Source organism: Rhodanobacter sp. UC4452_H20, from assembly GCF_052978205.1.
In genome coordinates, this window is the sequence record NZ_CM129662.1 from 3,167,167 (window position 1) to 3,185,594 (window position 18,428).

At 69.1% G+C, this 18,428-nt stretch carries 14 protein-coding genes; 3 read left to right on the forward strand and 11 right to left on the reverse strand.

Translation table 11 applies throughout. The annotated features are described in order from the left end of the window. The 4 genes from ACVCMC_RS14710 to ACVCMC_RS14725 are packed head-to-tail and all read right to left on the reverse strand — an operon-like array spanning position 1 to position 3,533. On the reverse strand, positions 1-1,266 hold the full coding sequence (locus ACVCMC_RS14710) for an FAD-dependent oxidoreductase (RefSeq protein WP_447097831.1): 1,266 nt from the start codon (positions 1,264-1,266) through the stop codon (positions 1-3). Further along, positions 1,259-1,504, reverse strand: coding sequence for a 2Fe-2S iron-sulfur cluster-binding protein (locus ACVCMC_RS14715; RefSeq protein WP_447097832.1), 246 nt, complete (start codon positions 1,502-1,504; stop codon positions 1,259-1,261). The genes ACVCMC_RS14710 and ACVCMC_RS14715 overlap by 8 nt, the downstream gene beginning before the upstream one ends. After that, positions 1,501-2,664 (reverse strand): NAD(P)/FAD-dependent oxidoreductase, encoded by a 1,164-nt coding sequence (locus ACVCMC_RS14720; RefSeq protein WP_447099513.1) that lies wholly within the window; start codon positions 2,662-2,664, stop codon positions 1,501-1,503. Before ACVCMC_RS14720 ends, ACVCMC_RS14715 begins: the two co-directional genes overlap by 4 nt. Continuing rightward, on the reverse strand, positions 2,595-3,533 hold the full coding sequence (locus ACVCMC_RS14725; protein ID WP_447097833.1) for a proline racemase family protein: 939 nt from the start codon (positions 3,531-3,533) through the stop codon (positions 2,595-2,597). Before ACVCMC_RS14725 ends, ACVCMC_RS14720 begins: the two co-directional genes overlap by 70 nt. A 108-nt stretch (positions 3,534-3,641) precedes the next feature. Here ACVCMC_RS14725 and ACVCMC_RS14730 point away from each other — a divergent pair, with 108 nt between their 5' ends. Next, on the forward strand, positions 3,642-4,346 hold the full coding sequence (locus ACVCMC_RS14730) for a helix-turn-helix domain-containing protein (protein WP_447097834.1): 705 nt from the start codon (positions 3,642-3,644) through the stop codon (positions 4,344-4,346). A gap of 150 nt (positions 4,347-4,496) precedes the next feature. Here the strand turns inward: ACVCMC_RS14730 and ACVCMC_RS14735 are convergent, their stop codons facing one another. The 6 genes from ACVCMC_RS14735 to ACVCMC_RS14760 form a co-directional block, all read right to left on the reverse strand. Further along, positions 4,497-7,709: a S41 family peptidase gene (locus ACVCMC_RS14735; protein WP_447097835.1), complete on the reverse strand. Its 3,213-nt coding sequence runs from the start codon at positions 7,707-7,709 to the stop codon at positions 4,497-4,499. Between the two features lie 412 nt (positions 7,710-8,121). Next, positions 8,122-10,839 carry a zeta toxin family protein gene (locus tag ACVCMC_RS14740; protein ID WP_447099514.1) on the reverse strand — a complete coding sequence of 906 codons (2,718 nt, stop codon included), beginning with the start codon at positions 10,837-10,839 and terminating at the stop codon, positions 8,122-8,124. A gap of 86 nt (positions 10,840-10,925) precedes the next feature. Beyond that, the gene (locus tag ACVCMC_RS14745) at positions 10,926-11,318 is read right to left on the reverse strand and encodes a hypothetical protein (RefSeq protein WP_447097836.1); all 393 of its coding nucleotides are present in this window, start codon (positions 11,316-11,318) and stop codon (positions 10,926-10,928) included. A 168-nt stretch (positions 11,319-11,486) separates the two neighbouring features. Beyond that, complete coding sequence (locus tag ACVCMC_RS14750) at positions 11,487-12,071, reverse strand: hypothetical protein (RefSeq protein ID WP_447097837.1); 585 nt, start codon at positions 12,069-12,071, stop codon at positions 11,487-11,489. A 129-nt stretch (positions 12,072-12,200) separates the two neighbouring features. Next, the gene (gene queF, locus ACVCMC_RS14755) at positions 12,201-13,025 is read right to left on the reverse strand and encodes an NADPH-dependent 7-cyano-7-deazaguanine reductase QueF (protein ID WP_447097838.1); all 825 of its coding nucleotides are present in this window, start codon (positions 13,023-13,025) and stop codon (positions 12,201-12,203) included. A 126-nt stretch (positions 13,026-13,151) separates the two neighbouring features. Beyond that, a complete protein-coding gene (locus ACVCMC_RS14760) occupies positions 13,152-14,150 on the reverse strand; it encodes an aldo/keto reductase (RefSeq protein ID WP_447097839.1) in 999 nt (332 codons plus the stop codon). A gap of 105 nt (positions 14,151-14,255) precedes the next feature. Here ACVCMC_RS14760 and ACVCMC_RS14765 point away from each other — a divergent pair, with 105 nt between their 5' ends. Then, complete coding sequence (locus tag ACVCMC_RS14765; RefSeq protein WP_447099515.1) at positions 14,256-15,155, forward strand: LysR family transcriptional regulator; 900 nt, start codon at positions 14,256-14,258, stop codon at positions 15,153-15,155. A gap of 122 nt (positions 15,156-15,277) precedes the next feature. Here the strand turns inward: ACVCMC_RS14765 and ACVCMC_RS14770 are convergent, their stop codons facing one another. Beyond that, positions 15,278-15,601, reverse strand: coding sequence for a hypothetical protein (locus tag ACVCMC_RS14770; protein WP_395120521.1), 324 nt, complete (start codon positions 15,599-15,601; stop codon positions 15,278-15,280). Positions 15,602-16,034: 433 nt separating this feature from the next. On the opposite strand from ACVCMC_RS14770, the gene ACVCMC_RS14775 reads away from it, so the two are divergent. Beyond that, entirely contained in the window at positions 16,035-18,371 is a 2,337-nt protein-coding gene (locus ACVCMC_RS14775) for a DPP IV N-terminal domain-containing protein (RefSeq protein WP_447097840.1), read from the forward strand. The last annotated feature ends 57 nt before the right edge of the window (positions 18,372-18,428 follow it).

Here is an 18,428-nt window from a genome sequence, read left to right on the forward strand (position 1 = left end):
TCAGGTGAAATCGGTATCGCCCAGCGTGTCCAGCCGGGCAGGGAACAGCGGCGGCCGGTGGCTGCCGCTCGGAAAGCGGCCCAGTGCCGCCAGCGCGCTGCCGCAGATGCGGCCCTGGCATGCACCCATGCCGGCGCGCGTCGCGAGTTTGGCGGCGCGCGCGTCGGAATAGCCGTCCAGAGCCCGCATCGGGGCGTCCTCGCAACGGCACACGATGGTGTCCGGCTGCGCGAGGCGCCGCACCCGTTCGGCCAGCGCGAAGTGCCGGGCGAGATGGGCGGCGAAGGCGCGCGCCTGGTGGCGACGTCGTTGCCACGCAGCCGGTGGCGTGCGGCCGGCGGCGGCGTGGCCGGCGATGGCGCCTTCCGCCAGCGCGCAGTCGCGCCCGCCGATGCCGCAGGTTTCGCCGGTCGCGTAGACGTTGGCGAGGCTGGTGCGCTGCATGGCGTCGACCCACACCCGTTGGTGCGCGCCGGCCGGTTCGAGGCGGCAGCCCAGCAGGCCGGCCAGGCGCACCTCCGGCACCAGGCCGTAACCGACCGCAAGCTGGTCGCAGGCCAGCCGGCGGCGGCCGCGCGGCCCCTCCACCTCGATCTCGCGCAGGCGGTCGTCGCCGTGCGCGGCCACTACCACACTGTCGCCGTGGTACGGCACGCCGGCCAGGCGCGCGCGCAGGGCGGCAGCCTGCAGGATCTTGCCCGGCCAGCGCCACAGCCCGCGCACAAAGCCGCGCAGGTCATCGCGCCCGGCCTGCTCGTGGATGCCCGCGACATGGCCTCCATGGCGTCGGATGCTGGCGGCCGCCGCCAGCAGCAGCGGGCCGCTGCCCGCTACCACCACGCGGCGTCCGGCCAGCGGCCAGCCCTGCTTGGCCAGCGCCTGCAGGCCGCCGGCGCCGGTGACGCCGGGCAGGGTCCAGCCGGGGAAGGGCAGCAGCAGTTCGTGCGCGCCGGTGGCCAGCACCAGCGCACCGTAGTCGAGCCAGCGTGCGGCGTGCGGATCTTCCACCAGCAGCTTGCCGCCGGCGGCCGCCACCACCGTGCTGGACGCCAGCCAGTCGACGCGGGGATGGGCCTGCACGAAGGCGAACCGGCGCCGCGCCAGCCCGGTGGCGCGGTGGTCAACGTCATGGCGCCAGACCTGGCCACCGGCATGCGCCTGGGTATCCAGCAAACCGACCCGCGCACCGGCTGCGGCGGCGGCGCGCGCGGCGGCGAGGCCGGCCGGCCCGGCGCCGACGATCAGCACGTCGTAGCGCTCAGCCATCGCTGTCCACCGTCATGCCGTCGCGCACCGGCACCATGCAGGCGCGTTGCTGGGCCACGCCGTCGATGCGCACGCGGCATTCGAAGCACACGCCCATGCCGCACAGCGGCGCGCGGGGCTGGCCGTTCGGCGAACGGCGAAAAGGCCGTGCGGCCACGGCCAGCGCCGCGGCCACGCTGATGCCGGCCCTCACGCGGAAGGTCCCGCCGTCGATGACGAGTTGCACCTGTCCGCTCATGCCGCGATCCGCGCCGGGTCGTAGGGCGAGGCGTCGATCGCGGGCGGGCGCCCCAGCAACTGGTCGACGAGGATGGCGGCGGTGCCCGGTGCCGTGCACACGCCCAGGCCTTCGTGACCCGCAGCAATCCATATGCCGCGGCGACCGGATACCGGACCGATGTACGGCAGGCCGTCGGCGCTGGCCGGGCGCAAGCCGGCCCAGATGCGCAGCGCCTTGAGCGACCGCAGGCCGGGCAGGAATCCGAACGTGCATTGCAGCATGCGCTGCACGGTGGCCAGCGACACCGCGGTGTCGCTGCTTTCGTATTCCCGCGACGAGCCGATCAGCAGCTGCCCCGTGGGGCGCGGCTGCACGTTTAACGCCACGCTGGCAGCCTCGTCGTGCACGTTGTCGGCGTAGCGCATCTGCACCAGTTGATGGTGGATCGTGCCGGGGTAGCGCTCGGTGATCACCAGGTGGCCCTTGCGCGCGCGCAACGGCAGCTCGGGCAGCAGCGACGCCAGCTCGCCGCCGACCGCCAGCAGCACGCGGCCGCGGCGGCGGCTGCCGTCCTCGAGGCGCACGCCGTGATCGTCCAGCGCGACCACGCGTCCGCGCTGCAGCGTGGCGCCGCGCCGGCACGCGCGTTGCACCAGTGCGCGCGCCGCCGCAGGCGGATACACCACGCCCTCGCCGGGTACGCGCAGGCCGCCCGCCAGGCCCGGCGCCAGCGCCGGTTCCAGCGCGTAAAGCCGATGGGCATCGACCGGTTCGGCCTCGATGCCGAGTGCGGCCAGGCGAGCCTGCCGGGCCGGCACCTGCGCCAGGTCGTCCGCGTCGGCGGCCACCCACAGCGTGCCGCAGCGGCTGTATTCCAGGCCGGGCAGGTCGTGCAGTGATGACCACAGTTCCTGCGAGTAGGCGGCCAATGCCATCTCGGCCGGCGCACTGTCCACCGTCACCAGGTGGCCCATGCTCGCCGCGGTCACGCCGCCACCGACCGGCCCGGGCTCCACGATCAGCACGTCCAGTCCTTCGGCGCTGGCGCGCTCGGCGCAGGCGGCGCCCACGATGCCGGCACCGACCACGATGAGATCGTGGCTGCTGCTCACGCCTGGATGCCCCAGGCGAGTGGGTCGTTCTCGTCCAGCAGCAGCTGGCCGCTTGCGGTGATCCAGGCCCTGCCGCTGATGCGCGGGCACACCCCGCGCCGGCCGGGTTGCCAGCTGGCCTCGAACACGGTGCCCAGGATGCCGGCCTGGCACCACACCTGTCCCGGTGGCAGCACGCCATCGGCGGCCAGGCAGGCCAGTTTCGCGCTGGTGCCGGTGCCGCAGGGCGAGCGGTCGTAGGCCAGCCCCGGGCACAGCACGAAGTTGCGGGCGTCGACGCCGGGACGCGGGTCCGCACCGCTGATCTCGATGTGGTCGATCTCGGCGCCGCCGGCGCCGGTGATGCCGGCGGCGGCCAGCGCGCCGCGGATCGCCGTGGCGTAATTCGTCAGGGCCTGCTGCTGCGCCAGCTCCAGCGCCACCGGGCAGTCCGCGGTGATGAAGAACCAGTTGCCGCCCCAGGCCACGTCGCCGCGGACGGGCCCGTGGCAGGGCACGTCGAGCGTCACGTCGCGGGCATGCCGGTAGCTCTCGACGTTGTCGATGGTCACGCGCCCGTCTGCTTCCAGCTCGAAGCCCACCAGCCCCACCGGCGTATCCAGCGCGTGGCGGCCCGGCCCGATGCGGCCCAGGTGCTGCAGCGTGCGCGCCACCCCGATGCTGCCGTGGCCGCACATGCCCAGGTAGCCGACGTTGTTGAAGAAGATCACCCCGGCACAGGCCTGCGGATGGTCCGGCGGCAATAGCAAGGCGCCCACCAGCACGTCGGAGCCGCGCGGTTCGAGCACCACCGCGCGGCGCCACGCGTCGTGTTCGGCGCGCAGGCGCGCCAGGCGTGTCGCGAGGCTGCCCGTGCCCGGGTCCGGGAAGCCGGACAGCACAGTGCGGGTGGGTTCACCCTCGGTATGGGAGTCGACGAATTCGATGCTTGGCATGCCGGGCATGGTCGGCCATGGCGTCGGCGTCAACTAGAGCGGCTTGCCATCCAAACATGCGGAATGGTGCACAATCGAAGCCCGCTGCGCACAGGTTCCGGGACCACCATGGAGACCGAAGTTTCCATCGACACGCTGGTAGGCGTGTTCGACACCCTGCCGGACGTGGTCTTTTTCGCCAAGGACACGGACTGCCGCTACACCCACGTCAATCTCACCCTGATGCGGCGGCTGCGCCTGCCGGCGCGCGAAGACATCATCGGCAGGACGGCGGCGGAGCTTTTCCCCGGTCCCATGGGCGACGGTTTCGTGGAGCAGGACCGCCGCGTGCTGCAGGGCGAGTCCATCAACGACCAGCTGGAAGTGCACCTGTTCGCCAACCGTGCGCCCGGCTGGTGCCTGACCTGCAAGATCCCCCTGTGCGCGGGCAGCGCGATCCGCGGTGTCATCGGGGTCTCCCGCGACCTGCCCATGCCCGACGGCTCCTGGCCGACCTACGGCCGCGTGCGCGAGGTGCTGGACTACCTGAAGGCGCATCCTGCCGAGAAGCTCAACGTGTCGAAGCTGGCGCGCCGGGCCGGGCTTTCCGTCGCCCAGTTGGAGCGGCATTTCAAGCGCGTGTTCCAGCTCACGCCGCAGCAGGCGCTGATGCAGGCCCGCGTCGACACGGCGCTGCGGTTGCTGCGCGGCGACATGCGCGTCACCGACATCGCCCACGCCTGCGGTTTTGCCGACCACAGCGCCTTCAGCCGCCAGTTCAAGACCACCACCGGCATGACCCCGAGCGATTACCGCAGCCAGTACGCTCGCTGACCGGAACCGTCGACGACACATTCCGGCCGCCATCCCGCATCAGCCCGCTGGCGGGCGATGCGTTTTTGCCGGGATTCGTCCCTTCGACAAGCTCAGGACAGTGAATTCGGGAATCGCAAGAGCAAAAGCATCGCCCGCCAGCGGGCTCCTCTAGGAGGTCGGTGGCGTGAGTTTGCCGAGCGCCCCCAGCAAGCTGCGCACCGCCGCATCCAGTTCGCTGTCCCTGCCCTGGAACGACTCGCCCAGCGCGCGGCTGACCGGGATGTCGACCGGGCGGGGGTGGCCTTCCATCGGCTGGCCGTGGCTGTCGGTGATGGTGATGAAGGGCAATCGCACGGTGCCGCCGTCGATCAGCTTGCCGGCGGAGGTGTAGATGATCCAGCCGGCGGTGGGTTCGCCCACGATCTTGCCCAGGCCCAGCGCGCGGTAGCCTTCGGAGAAGTCCTCGCCGTCGGAGAGGGTGATGCGGTTGGTGATCAGCACGGTGGGGCGTTCCAGTGCGCGCTGGCCGAGGATGCTGCGCGCCGGTTCGGCCTGGTCGAAGCCGCGGAAGGTCATGTTGAGGTAGGGCCGGCGCGCGAGCACGTCCAGCGCATAGGCGTTGACGAAGCCGCCGAAGTTGTTGCGGATGTCGATCACCACGCCGTCGCGGGTGGCGTTCTGCGCGTCCAGGTCCTTGTAGAAATCCTGCAGCGACGCATACGACATGTCGCGCAGGTGCACGTAGCCCAGACGGCCGCCGCTGGCTTTCGCCACGTAGGCGCGGCTGTCCGCCGTCCACGCGCGGTAGACCAGTTCGGAGAGATCCTTGGAGTCGATCGGCTTGACCGCCACGTCGCGTGCGCCCTTGCCGGCGGCGTTGTCGGCGAGGCGCAGGTCGACCTTGTCGCCGATGCGGTGGGCGAGGCGCTGGGCCAGGTTGGCGTGCGCGTCCAGCGGCTCGCCGTCGACGGCCAGCAGGTAGTCGCCAGGCTCGATGCCGCCGGCGACGGCGGCAGGCGACAGCGGCAGCACGCTGGCGATGCGCAGGCGGCCGTGCTGTTCGTATTCGGCGCGGTCGAACATCAGGCCCAGCCGGCCGGTGACCGGTTCGCGCTTCTGCGGCGCGCGCGCGCCGGAGTGCGAGGCGTCGAGTTCGCCCACCATCAGATTGAGCAGCCGGTACAGCGCCGCGGGGGTGGCCGCGTTGGCGACCAGCGGCGCGTAGGTGGCGTGCACCGCGTTCCAGTCCACGCCATGCATGGCGCTGTCGTGGAAGGTATCGCGCAGCCAGCTCCAGGCCTGCTCGAACACCACCCGCTTCTCGACGTCGAAGTCCACTTCCATCGCGGCGTCGACGGCGAGCGCCTCGGGCTTGGCCTCGCCCTTGTCGTCGAGCTTGAACGACTGGATCTTGCCGCCGTCGAGGTAGAACACCTGCTTGCCGTCCGCGCTGAACTGCGCGTCCTGCTTGTCGCCCGGTGTATGCGTGAGCTGGCGCGCCACCGGCGGTTCCTTGGCCAGCGGGTCGAGCGACCAGCTGTAGAGGTTGCTGGTGCCGGCGACCTGGGCGGTGAGCAGCAGGGTCTTGCCATCGGGGCTGATCTGCACGGCGCCGACGTCCAGGCCCACCGGCAGCAGGCTCAGCCGCTCGCGGATGCCGTCGGTGTCGATGCGCACGGGCTTCACCGCGGGCTTGTCGTCGGCGTCGCCGGATTTGCCCTGGTGCTTGTCGTCGTCCGCCTTGGCCTTGAACAGATCCTGGAAGCGGTCCTCGCGGAACACCGGCGTGCGCGGCAGCAGGTCGACCTGCGCGACCTGACCCTCCTCGGTGCGCTGGCCGGTGGTGAACAGCACGCTGCGGCCGTCCGCGCTCCACGACACGTGGTCCGCGTCGGTGTTGGCCAGCGAACTCAGCACCAGCTGCCTGCCGTCGGCCAGCGATACCGCATGCACGTTGCGGAACATGCGCGGGCCGAAGTCGAGGTAGGCGAGCCAGCGGCCGTCCGGCGACCAGGCGAACGGCGCGGCGGAATCGAGCGGGCGCGGCAGGTCGATGCGCGCCTTCACCACGCGGCGCAGCTTGCCGCTGGCGATGTCGAGCACGCACAGCTCGCGGTCGTTGCGCAGGAAGGCCAGCTGCTTGCCGTCGGGCGAGAAGCGCGGCGCGGTGTCGCTGCCGGTGGTGGAGGTCAGCGCGGTTTCCTTGCCGCTGGCGAAGTCGTACAGGTAGAGCTGGCCGTGGCCGTCGCGACTGGAGCCGTAGACCAGGCGGCGGCTGTCCGGCGCCCAGGCCAGGTCGTACTCCTCCGCCGCGGTGCGGGTGAGGCGGCGCGCGTGGCCGCCCTTGGCCGCGTCGGTGGCGAACACCTCGCCATGCGCGATCAACGCCAGCTTCTTGCCGTCCGGCGACAGCGCGATCTGGCTGTAGCCGTGGCTGAGGTTCTCGTGTTCCGGCTGCGGCCCGCGGATCGCGCCGGCCAGGGTGATCGTCAGCGGCGCGGCGTGGCCGCTGGCCGGATCCAGTGTCCAGATGCCGAAGTCGCGCTCGAACGCCAGCAATTTGCCGTTCGCCGCGAGGCTCGGCCACAGCACGCGGCCATCGGCGAAGCGGGTCAGTGCCGACTCGCTGCCGCCGCCCAGCGGCACGCGCCAGATGTTCTCCGCGCCGCTGCGGTCGCTCATGTAATAGAGGGTGTTGCCGTCCGGCGCCCACATCGGCCATTCGGCGCGCGCGTCGTCGGCGGTCAACCGCCGGTACTGGTGGCTGCCGTCGTCGCGCAGCAGCCATACCGCGCCTTCGTCGATGTGGCTGCGGCCGTGGCGCCACCATTGCCAGTCGCCCATGCCGCCGCCGACCACGGCCAGCGAGGCGCCGTCGGGCGAGGGCGCGGCCATCGATTCGTTGCGATAGCGTTCCAGCGACACCGGCATCGGCGTGCCGCCGCTGGCGCGCACGCGGTAGACGCCGGCCATGCCGCCGACGTTGTCGCGCGCGGAACTGAAATAGATCCACTGGCCGTCGCGCGACCACGCATCGAGCTGGTTGCCGCCGTCGGCCCAGGTCAGCCGACGCACCACGCCGCTGGCGAGGTCGAGCAGGTAGATGCCGCTGGCTTCGCCGCCGCCGTCGGACTGGAACGCGAGCTGCTTGCCGTCGGGCGAATACAGCGGGCGTGAATCGTTGCCGCCGTCATCGGCCACCAGCAGGGTGGCGCTGCCGCCCTGGCCGGACACGCTCCAGATGCCGCCGTTGGCGACGAACGCGATGCGGCTGCCGTCGGGCGAGACCGAGGGTTGCGACAGCGCCACCTTCATCGCTGCCGCATGCAGCGGCAAGGCAAACAGGCCCAACAGCATCCACAACATGGCACGCAGGCGCATACGGATTCCCCAGGCAGAAGGCCGGTGCCCAGTGTAGGGGCGGCCGTCGGCCCGGCGCCTGCACCATTGGTCATGGTGAGGTGGCGTTGTCGCCTCACCGGGAGAAGCCCGAGCAAGCTTCTGCCCGTCATTCCGGCGAAAGCACACTGCCGTCCGGAACAGTTTCGTGTCGTGACGCAAAAAAGCGCCATGGCGCAAGGTGAGGCGCTCTACAGTCGAGCGCCACTTACTCAGTGCCGTGATTCCCGCTTTCGCGGGAATGACGACAAGGTGAGTTCAAACTCTGAGTCGAGCTGCAGGCGACGACCACGCTGCGGTTGTGCGGCAATACTTCCAGTGTCCGCCAGCGAAACCATTCCGGAAGGCAGTGTGCTTTCGCGGAAATGGTGAGCAAAGGCTTGTCCAGGCCTCCCTATCGCCCCATCGCCTGCGCCGGCTGCATCTGCGCCTGTTGCATCTGCAGCATGGTCAGCTGGTCGAGCTGCCGGAACATCGCCTCCGGTGGCTGTTGCATGGCCGCGGCGTGGGTGGTCGTGGTGCAGGGCAGGAACGATGAGGAGTCGCGGGTCAGCACGCCGCTGTCCGGCCCGATGCGGCCGGTCTGCGGACCGGGCAACAGCTGCACCTGGTCCGGCTGGCGAGCGTGTACCGGCCGATCGAGCATGACGGCCGCGGTGGCGCGATCGAGCTGATCGGCGCTGCGCGCGATGCCGTACTGGGCATAGGCCGCACCGACGTGTTCGCGCATGTTGACGAATGCGGCATGGCGCGGGTGGTCCGGGCGGCGCAGGTCGCAAGGTTCGAGCGACGACGGATCGCGCGACGGCGTCTCGGCCACTCGCACTGGGGACTGGTACAGATGCGGCAGTTCGCGCCGCGACCAGTCGCGGCTGGCGTCGTCGACTGACCGGGCCACCGCGTCGAACACGCTGACCGGGGTGCGGCGCTCGACGGTAAGGTAGGTGTTCCCGGGCGCGCGCTCGTTGGTGACCAGATGCATCGCCATGGCCTTGCCTTCGCCGTGCAGCTCGACCCGCGCCGCCGGACCCAGGCGGTCGGCGCTGTGCCGGTCCAGCAGCGCGGCTGCCGCCCGCTCGCTGTGCTCGCCGTGCGCCATCCGCACTCGCTCTTCCATCGCGTGCACGTGCTGCAGCAGGGTGCCGTAGCTCGCGTGCAGAGGGTGGCCGGGATGGCGGAAGTCGTGCAGGTGCGGCGGGATGGGTGGAACGGCGGCGTGCGCCGGCGTTTGTTGCGTGGCGTGGGTTGCCGCGTGCATGGCGAAGGTCGTGGAGATCAGCTGCGCGGTGGCATCGAGCTCCGCGCGCAGGTTGCCCTCGGCCGCGTTCCGACCCCACAGCCGGCCCGGCGTGCTCCAGTGGCCCCGCGCGTCGCGGGTGTAAGCATGGCCGTCGGAGGCGTCCAAGATGTTCGTGGGCGCATGCAGTGCGTCGGTTACCGCATCGGGCAGGGGGCCGAGCTGTTGCCAGCCGCGTTGCGCGTAGATCGCCTGATAGCGCGCGGCGATGCCGCGGCGGGAGTGCGCCAGATTGTCGGCGAGGGTGGCATGCGCGGCGGCATCCAGGGCGGCGGTGCGTGACGGCGTGGCGGTTTCCACGTGCGTGCTCTTGAGGCCGTGCTCCAGTACGGCGTCGGTGACCGTGCGCGACCACGCTCCCGAGGCGGCATCGCGCTGCCATGGCGCGGGAAGCCGGCTGGATGTGTCTTGCGCACTGGCCGGCTGGGTGTACGGATCGCGCGGTGGGGCCGGGTGTGCCAGGGCCAGTTCCACCGCGGTGTTGTTGGCTTGAAACGTGAGTTGCGCAGCCAGCGCGGGATCGGCCCGGACACTGCGCCAGCCCGGCGTGGGCATGACGCCGTAGCCGACCACCGGATGGTTGGCCGCATAACCGATCTCGCCGGTGGGCACCTCCCGCGTCCAGCCATGTTCCGGATGCTGCGGGTCGTGGTGCCAGCGGCGGCCTTGCGCATCGGCCTGGTTGTGGATTTTGTGCTGGTCGTGCCAGTCGACCAGCTTGTCGCCGGCAACCGCCCCGCCGATGCCTCCCACGCCAGCGACGATCAGATCCAGCGGGCCGGACTCGATCCCCGCCGCGCCCAGGACTTGCGCCCCCAGCAGTGCGCCGCCGAGCATGCCCAGGTTGCGCGAGCCGAAATGCTCGACCGCCGAGGCGGCGCCCGTCGGGTTGTCCTGCTGCAGCAGGGTGGCCGTGTGGCGCGCGGTGGTCGTGGCGTCCCAGGCGACGGCGGCGGCGCTGGCGAAGCCCAATCCCTTGACGACGTTCGGGTGTACCCGGGTGGTGTAGTCCACATGGGTGATCCGGGAGAGGTTGCCCTGGACGCCCTCGACCACCCTGGAGGCATCGCGCTCGATCAACAGGCGTCGGGCCGTGTCCGGTGCCACCTTCGGGTTGTCGGTGATCGCTTCGGGCAACGTCTCGTGCCACAGCCGCTGATCCTGCCAACTGCGTTTGAGGCTGCGGGTGATCGCCGGATCGTGCAGACGCGCTTCGCGCGCCTCGATCAACGCCTGTCCCGGCGAGCGGGCATCGGTGCGGCTGTCGTAAAGCTCGCGGCCTTCGCGATCGAAGAGGCGGATGGGCGCGGTCGTTTCCGCGTGGATCGTGTCCAGGCTCGCCGGCACCTTGTCGTAGATCGCGTCGCGCGCACCTTCGGGGACGTGGCGGCCGTAACCCTTCTTGTCCAGATTGCGCCCATATCGCTGATCGACGCCGAGCTCGCTTTCCAATGCATGTGCCGCCACCACGCGCACCTCGACCTCGTAGCCCTTGGCCTGCAGGTCGCGGATCAGCTCGGCTGACCATGACCCGTTGCTCAGCGTAGTATCGAAGATGAAGTGCTTGCGCCCTGCCACTGCCGCCTCGCGCAACTCGTCGGCCCACTGGCCGGCATCGGCTTGGGTGTGACTTGACCAAGTGTAGGGATGGGCGGAGCGGAACTCCTGGACGCGGGGGTGGTAGTCGCGCAGTTCGTCGGGATCGATGTTGATCACATCACCCAACAATTCATTTCTGGCGGTCCGAGCCAAACCGCCTTTGCCGGCACCGGGTTGTCCCCCCAAGATGACGGCTTTGGGGTGATCGTGGGACATCTTCTCCAGCAGCTTGCTCTTTGGAACCACGCGCTCCTCGAAAACACGCGCATGCGTTCCCGGATCGAGGCGATCTTCGGACGAGGTCACTGGAACGCCCCCTTGTTTGCCTCAAAGTACGCATACAACTCGTTGAGGTCGCACAAACCGTCATTGCTCGACCGGGCGCTGAACATCAGGCTTTCCTTGGCTTCTGCCCTCGCGATCGCCTCCGCATCGCCACTGGCTTCAGCGGCGTGCAGTTCGGTGCGGGCTTCGTCAATAAAAGTATCAAGCGCGCCTTCCAGGGCCCAGATCGCTTGTTCGAATATCGGCGTTCCACGGAACGGTTTGGCGATGAGCTCGTTCAGATCGTTCTGCAGGGTCCGGACGTGCTCAGGGTAGTCCTTGAGCATTTCCCGCAGACGCTGCGGAACCGGGGGCGGGGGCAGTTTCGGCATCGTGATGTCCTTGTCGGTCGTGTCGATCGGAAGCGCCACGCATCGCCGGCATCCTGCGCCAGGCCTTGGGCGGTTCGTCGAGCCTACCGCGAATTCCGGCACGGGTCTGTCAGGTGTTTCGGCTTTTCATCGCAGGCGGCACAACCCGGGGATGCAGGCAACTTTTCCCGCGGGAGCCGCCATGAACGCCTGCGCCTTCGCGACGCTTCACGGCTTGCCGATGCTGAAATCCTGGCTGGCGGCAGGCTTGCCGTCGACGGTGATGTCCACGGTGTACTTGCCTTCCGGCCACAGGTCCGGGTTGTGCACCTGGAAGGTGGTGATCGCCGGGCCATCGGTGGCGATCGACTGGCTGATCTTGCTGACCAGCTGGCCGCCGCCTTCGAGGTAACGCCAGGTGGCGTCGATGGTGGCGTCGCGGCTGCTGCCCACGGTGGCCACGCTGGCGTAGAGCGTGTGATCGTCGGCGTCGAAGCGTTCGGCCGCGTGGGTGACCTGGTGGCCCTTGTCGACGGCGTCGCCCACGGTCAGCTTGGCAAAGGCCAGCGGCACCGGTGCAGCGGCCGCGGCCGTCGTGGTCGCCGGCGCGATGGCGCTGCTGGCGGCCGGCGCCGCGGGCGCGGTGTGCGCGGGGGCCGGCGTCGGCAGCACCGACGCCGCGGAAGCGGCATTGCCAGCGGGGGTCGCGGCGGGGGTGGCCGGTTCATCGTGCTTGCCGCAGGCGGCGAGCAGCAGCAGGCTGGCCAGGCCGGCGCCTTGCAACAGGCCCATCAAGACAGTTGATCGTTTCATCGGAACTCCATGGACGGTTGGTCGGCATGACCCACCCGCCGAGGCTAGCGCCGCGCAAATGAAGCGCCGATTAGCGGCCGCGCGCGCCTGCCGAACTTTTCACGCGGTGGTGACAGTGCGTTGCCGCAACTACTGGCGCACCGTGCGCGGGTTGTCCGGCGTGGCCGGCGTGCTGCTGCGGAACGGATTGATGTCCAGCCCGCCGCGGCGCGTGTAGCGCGCGTGCACGCGCAGCTGCAGTGGCGCGCAGCGGCGGGTGAGGTCGACGAAGATGCGCTCCACGCATTGCTCGTGGAATTCGTTGTGGGTGCGGAACGAGACGAGGTAGCGCAGCAAGCCGGCGTGATCGATCGGCGCGCCGCGGTAGGCGATCTGCACGCTGCCCCAGTCGGGCTGGCCGGTCACCGGGCAGTTCGAGCGCAGCAGGTGCGAGACCACGGTCTCCTCCACTGCGGTCGCCGCGGCATCCGCATGCAGGTATTCGGGCCGCGGTGGGCCGTAGTGATCGATGGCGATGTCCTGCGCGTCGAGCAGATCGCCGTCGAGGTCGACTACCGGCAAGGCCGCGGCGCGCAGCGGCGCGAGCTCCACGCCGACCACAGCACCGGCGACGGCGGAGAGGTCGTGGCGCAGGGTTTCGGCGAGCGTGTCGATATCGGCGATGGATTCCTGCGCGAAACCGTTCAAGTACAGCTTGAACGATTTCGACTCGATGATGTACGGCGACGCCGCCGGCACGCGGAACTCGGCCAGCGCCACCTGCGGCTTGCCGCGCGGGTCGAGCCACGACAACTCGTAGGCATTCCAGATGTCCACGCCGTGGAACGGCAGCGTCTCCGCCACGCCGATCTGCGCGCGATTGTCCGCGCGCGGGATCGGGAACAGCAGGCTGGCGTCGTAGCGGTCGGCGTAGACGGTGTCCTTGCCGAGCGGGGAATGTTCGGGGGTGCTCATTCGCCCAAGTTTACCCCGCCGCTTCTCGCAGGAGCCCGCTCGCGGGCGATGCTCTTGCTTTTGCGAATCCCGGCATCAGGAGCATCGCCCGCGAGCGGGCTCCTGCGGGTCTTTCGAGTTCCGTCCTTACGCGTTGACCATCCGCATTCCGCTGCTGACGTAGCGCTCGCCGCTGGCCGCGTCGGGCGGAAACACCGCGTCGATCGCCTTCAGCTCGGCGGCGCTGAGCTGCACGTCCAGCGCGCCGAGGTTTTCGTCCAGCCGGCTGCGCTTGCGGGTGCCGGGGATGGCCAGCACGTCCTCGCCCTGCGCCAGCACCCAGGCCAGCGCCAGCTGCGCAGGCGAGCAGCCCTTGTCGGCGGCGATGGCTTTCACCTGCTCGACCAACTGCAGGTTGCGCGCAAAGTTGTCGCCAACGAAACGCGGGCTGTGGCGCCGGTAATCGTCGGCCTCGAAATCGTCCGGCGAACGGATCGCGCCGGTGAGAAAGCCGCGCCCCAGCGGCGAGTAGGCGACCAGGCTCACGCCGAGCTTGCGGCACGCGGCGAGCATGCCGTTGGTCTGCGGGTCGCGCGTCCACAGCGAGAACTCACTCTGCAGCGCGGCGATCGAATGCACCTTGCAGGCGCGCTCCAGCGTGGCGCCGGAGGCTTCGCTCAGTCCCAGGTAGCGCACCTTGCCGGCGGCCACCAGCTCGGCCATCGCGCCGACGGTTTCCTCGATCGGCACCTGCGGGTCGACGCGGTGCTGGTAGTACAGGTCGATGGTGTCGATGCCGAGCCGCTTCAGGCTCGCGTCGCAGGCGGCGTGCACGTATTCCGGGCGACCGTTGACGCCCCGTGCCTGCGCGTCGTTCGGGTCCAGCATGATGCCGAACTTGGTCGCCACGAAGGCCTGCTCGCGGCGCCCCTTGAGGGCCTTGCCGACCAGCAGCTCGTTGGTGTGCGGACCGTACATGTCGGCGGTGTCGAGCAGGTTGAGGCCGCGCTCCAGCGCGTGGTGGATGGTCGCGATCGATTCGGCGTCGTCGTGTGCGCCGTAGAACGCGCTCATGCCCATGCAGCCGAGGCCGAGGGCGGAGACGCGGGGGGCAGCGGAACGGTTGCCGAGGGTGCGGGTCTGCATGCGGATGGCTCCGGTGGGTGAGGGTGGACGCATGGTGCGCCGTGACGGGGATTCGATAAATACTCAATAATGGCCATCATCATTCCACGAGTAACAACAATGGCGATGGACCGGCTGCAGGCCATGCGGCTGTACACGCGGATCGTCGAACTGGGCAGCTTTACCGCGGCGGCGGGGGACCTGGACCTGCCGCGCGCCACCGTCACCCACGCGATCAAGCGCCTGGAGGCGCGGCTGGGTGCGCAGCTGCTGCTGCGGACTACCCGCCGCGTGCAGGCGACCCGCGACGGCGAAACCTACTACCGCCATTGCGTGCGGTTGCTTGCCGACGTCGACGAGGTGGAGTCTGATTTCCGCGAGGCGCGGGTGCAGCCGAAGGGACGCCTGCGCGTGGACCTGCCCGCCTCGCTGGCGAGCCTGCTGGTGATTCCCGCGTTACGCGATTTCTTTGCCCGCTATCCGCAGATCCACCTGGACATCGGCACCGGCGACCGCTTCGTCGACCTGGTGCGCGAAGGCGTGGACTGCGTGCTGCGCATCGGCGAACTGGCCGATTCGGACATGGTCGGCCGCCGCGTCGGCCGTTTCGAGCTGGCCACCGTGGTCAGCAGCGCCTACCTGCGCCGGCATCGCGCGCCCGACTCGCTCGCCGCACTGCAGGACGGCCATGTGGCGGTGAACTGGATCTCGCCCACCACCCGCCGCGTCGAGCCGCTGGAGTTCATGGTCGGGCGCAAGCGCCGCGAGGTCGCGCTGCCCGGCTGCGTCAGCGTCAGCAGCGCCGAAGCCTATTACCGCTGTTGCGAGGCCGGCCTGGGCATCGCGCAGATCCCGCGCTACCGCGTCGCCGCCGAACTCAAGCGCGGCCAGCTGCGCGAGCTGCTGCCGGCGTTCCCGCCACCCTCGCTGCCGATGACCGTGCTCTATCCGCCACAACGCCAGATGCCGGCGCGCCTGCGCGTGTTCGTCGACTGGCTGGTGGAGCTGACGGCGGCGCTGCGTTGATGCTGCGGCGGACAGGCTCCTCGTTGCCGACAAATGGCGCGATCCGGCCAACCCTGGAAAAACAACAGCCCCTCGCCTGGGGCTCGGGGCTGCTGGCTGGTCAACGACCGGATGCGGGACGATCAGGAATGGCTTTTGATCGCCTTGCAGGTGGGGGCCGAGATGGTCGGCGCGGCGCCCATGATGCCCGGCGTCATGCGTGCCGAACAGTCGAACGTCCGTCCCGATTTCGTCGCTGCCGTATAGGTGTAATCCTGACCGCCCAGTGCGTCCGGCTTTCCGGCGTTGACGTCAGTGATCGTCAGCTCCTCTGAAGAGGCCAGGCCGAGCATGTGTGCGGTTTCGGTTTGCAAGGGCACCATCGCATCGGTCGTCGACATGGTGGCGCAACCGGACAGCGCCAGGGCGAACAGACAGCTGGCGGTCAATGCATTGCGTGTTTTCATCAATAGTCCCTATTTTGATGTCATTCCAACGTAGGTGAATGCACGGCACTCGAGGCGGATGAAACGCCTCACGCGGGTTGTTTCACAGGCAACAACCGCGCGCCAAGTCGAGCTTGCAGGGCGTGCCGGCCGGGCAATCTTGCCTTCCTGATACCGGTCCAGTCCAGAGTCGGAGTGGGTTGTTCGCATGTCGAACAGGTGGGTCTTTGCATCATGGCGATCCGCAACAAGCGTGTTCGCCATTCCGTGTCGTCCACCGGCCAGTTCCGCGGTAGGCGAAACCCTGCGGCGGCGCATCGTGCCGAAGGGGCGGGTGGCGGGTGACGTGGACCTTTGGCACAGAGTGGGCAAGGCGATATCGCGCTAGCATCGGCAGGACGTGTGTCGACGCAGCCACCGGCGGTTGCGCATCCGGGTTTGGGGAGATCAACAGATGTATTCAAGGTTCGGCAAGTTGCGCCTTTGTGGCGCGGTGTTTCTGGGGCTGTTGTCCGGCGTCGCCGCCGCGCATGGGCGGGTGCTCGACGCGAATGACTACGCGCAGGCCGAGCGTTTCATGAGCTACAACACCACGCCGCTGGTCGACCACGCGGTGACGGCCGTGCATTGGCTGGACGATGGCCATTTCTGGTACGTCGACCATGACCAGCGCGGCGATCACTTCATCCGCATGGATGCGGCCAGCGGCAAGGCCATGGCGTTGTTCGACCAGGCGAAGCTGGCCGCGGCGCTGGGCAAGGCCGGCGGCAAGCCGGTCGACGCGATGAAGCTGCCGGTGACCGCTTACGAGGCGAAGCCCGACGGCCGCATCGACGTCACCGTGCGCAGCAAGCACTACGTGTGCGACCTCGTCGCCGCCGAGGCCAGCTGCGTCGATCGCGCAACGCTGGTGAAGACCGGCAAGGAACCCGGCGCGCTGTCGCCGGACGGCAAGAGCGAGGCCTTCATCCGCGACTGGAACCTGTGGCTGCGCGACGTCGCGACCGGCAAGGAAACCCGGCTCACCACCGACGGCGTCGAGAACTTCGGCTACGCCACCGACAACGCCGGCTGGAAACACACGGACAAGGCGATCGTGGAGTGGTCGCCCGACTCGAAGCAGATCGCCACCTTCCAGCAGGACCAGCGCAAGACCGGCGAGATGTACCTGATCAGCACCACGGTCGGCCATCCGAAGTTGAAGAAATGGAAGTACCCGCTGGTGGGCGACAAGGACGTGACGATGATCGAGCGCGTCATCATCGACGTGGCGACGAAGAAGGTCACGCGCCTGCAGATGCCGCCGGACCAGCACCGTTCCACCCTGTGCGACGACGTCAGCTGCGGTCCGGACGGCGGCTGGGATGACGTGAAGTGGGCGCCCGACGGCAAGACCCTGGCCTTCGTCTCCACCTCGCGCTACCACAAGCACGCGTGGTTCCGCATCGCCGATGCGGCCACCGGCAAGGTGCGCACGGTGTTCGAGGAAACCTCGCCGACGTATTACGAAAGCGGCAACGGTGCGGTCAACTGGCGCTACCTGCCGGCCACGCATGAGGCGATCTGGTTCAGCGAGCGCAACGACTGGGGCAACCTGTACCTCTACGACCTCGACACCGGCAAGCTCAAGCACGCGATCACCACCGGCACGGGCAACGTCACCGAGGTGCTCAAGGTCGATGCGAAGTCGCGCACCGTGTGGTTTCGCGGCGTGGGCCGCACGCCGGGTGTGAACCCCTACTACCAGCAGTTCTTCAAGGTCGGCCTGGATGGCGGCAAGCCGGTGCTGCTGACGCCGGAAGCGGCCAACCACGAGATCACCCTGTCGCCCGATGGCAAGACCTTCGTGGACGTCTATTCGACGCCGACCGCGCCGCCGGTCACCGTGCTGCGGGCTGCCGACGACGGCCGTACGCTTGCTACCGTGGCCCGCGCCGACATCACCCGATTGAAGGCGGCCGGCTGGGTGCCGCCGGTGCCGATCACGGTCAAGGCGCGGGACGGCAAGACCGAGTTGTACGGCATGATGTTCAAGCCGTCGCACTTCGATGCCTCGAAGAAGTACCCGATCATCGACTACATCTACCCGGGCCCGCAGACCGGCTCGGTGCGCGGGCGCAGCTTCTCTTCCGCGCGCGCCGACCACCAGGCGATGGCCGAGCTGGGCTTCATCGTGGTGGCGATCGACGGCATGGGCACGCCGTGGCGCTCCAAGTCGTTCCACGACACCTGGTATGGCGACATGGGCGACAACACGCTGCCCGACCAGGTCGCCGGCCTGAAGGAACTGGGCAAGCGCTACCCGTGGATCGACCTCGACCGCGTCGGCATCTGGGGCCACTCCGGCGGCGGCAACGCCTCCACCGGCGCGATGCTGCGCTACCCGGATTTCTTCAAGGTCGCGTGGTCCGAAAGCGGCAACCATGACAATCGCCACTACGAGGACGACTGGGCCGAGAAGTACCAGGGCGAGCTGGTCAAGAACAAGGATGGCAAGAGCAACTACGACGACCAGGCCAACCCCAACCAGGCGGCGCGACTCAAGGGCCGGCTGATGCTGGTGCACGGCACGATGGACGACAACGTGCCGCCCGGCAACACCCTGCTGATGGTCGACGCGCTGATCAAGGCGAACAAGGACTTCGACCTGCTGATGATCCCCAACGCCCACCACGCCTACGGCGACGCCACCCCCTACGTCACCCGCCGCCGCTGGGACTACTTCGTGCACTACCTCGCCGGCGACACGCCGCCGAAGGAGTACGAGCTGAAGGCGTGGCCGTGGAAGTGAGCGCGACCGTTTGATCGAGGGCAACGCAAAGGCCGGGTGCAAACCCGGCCTTTGCTG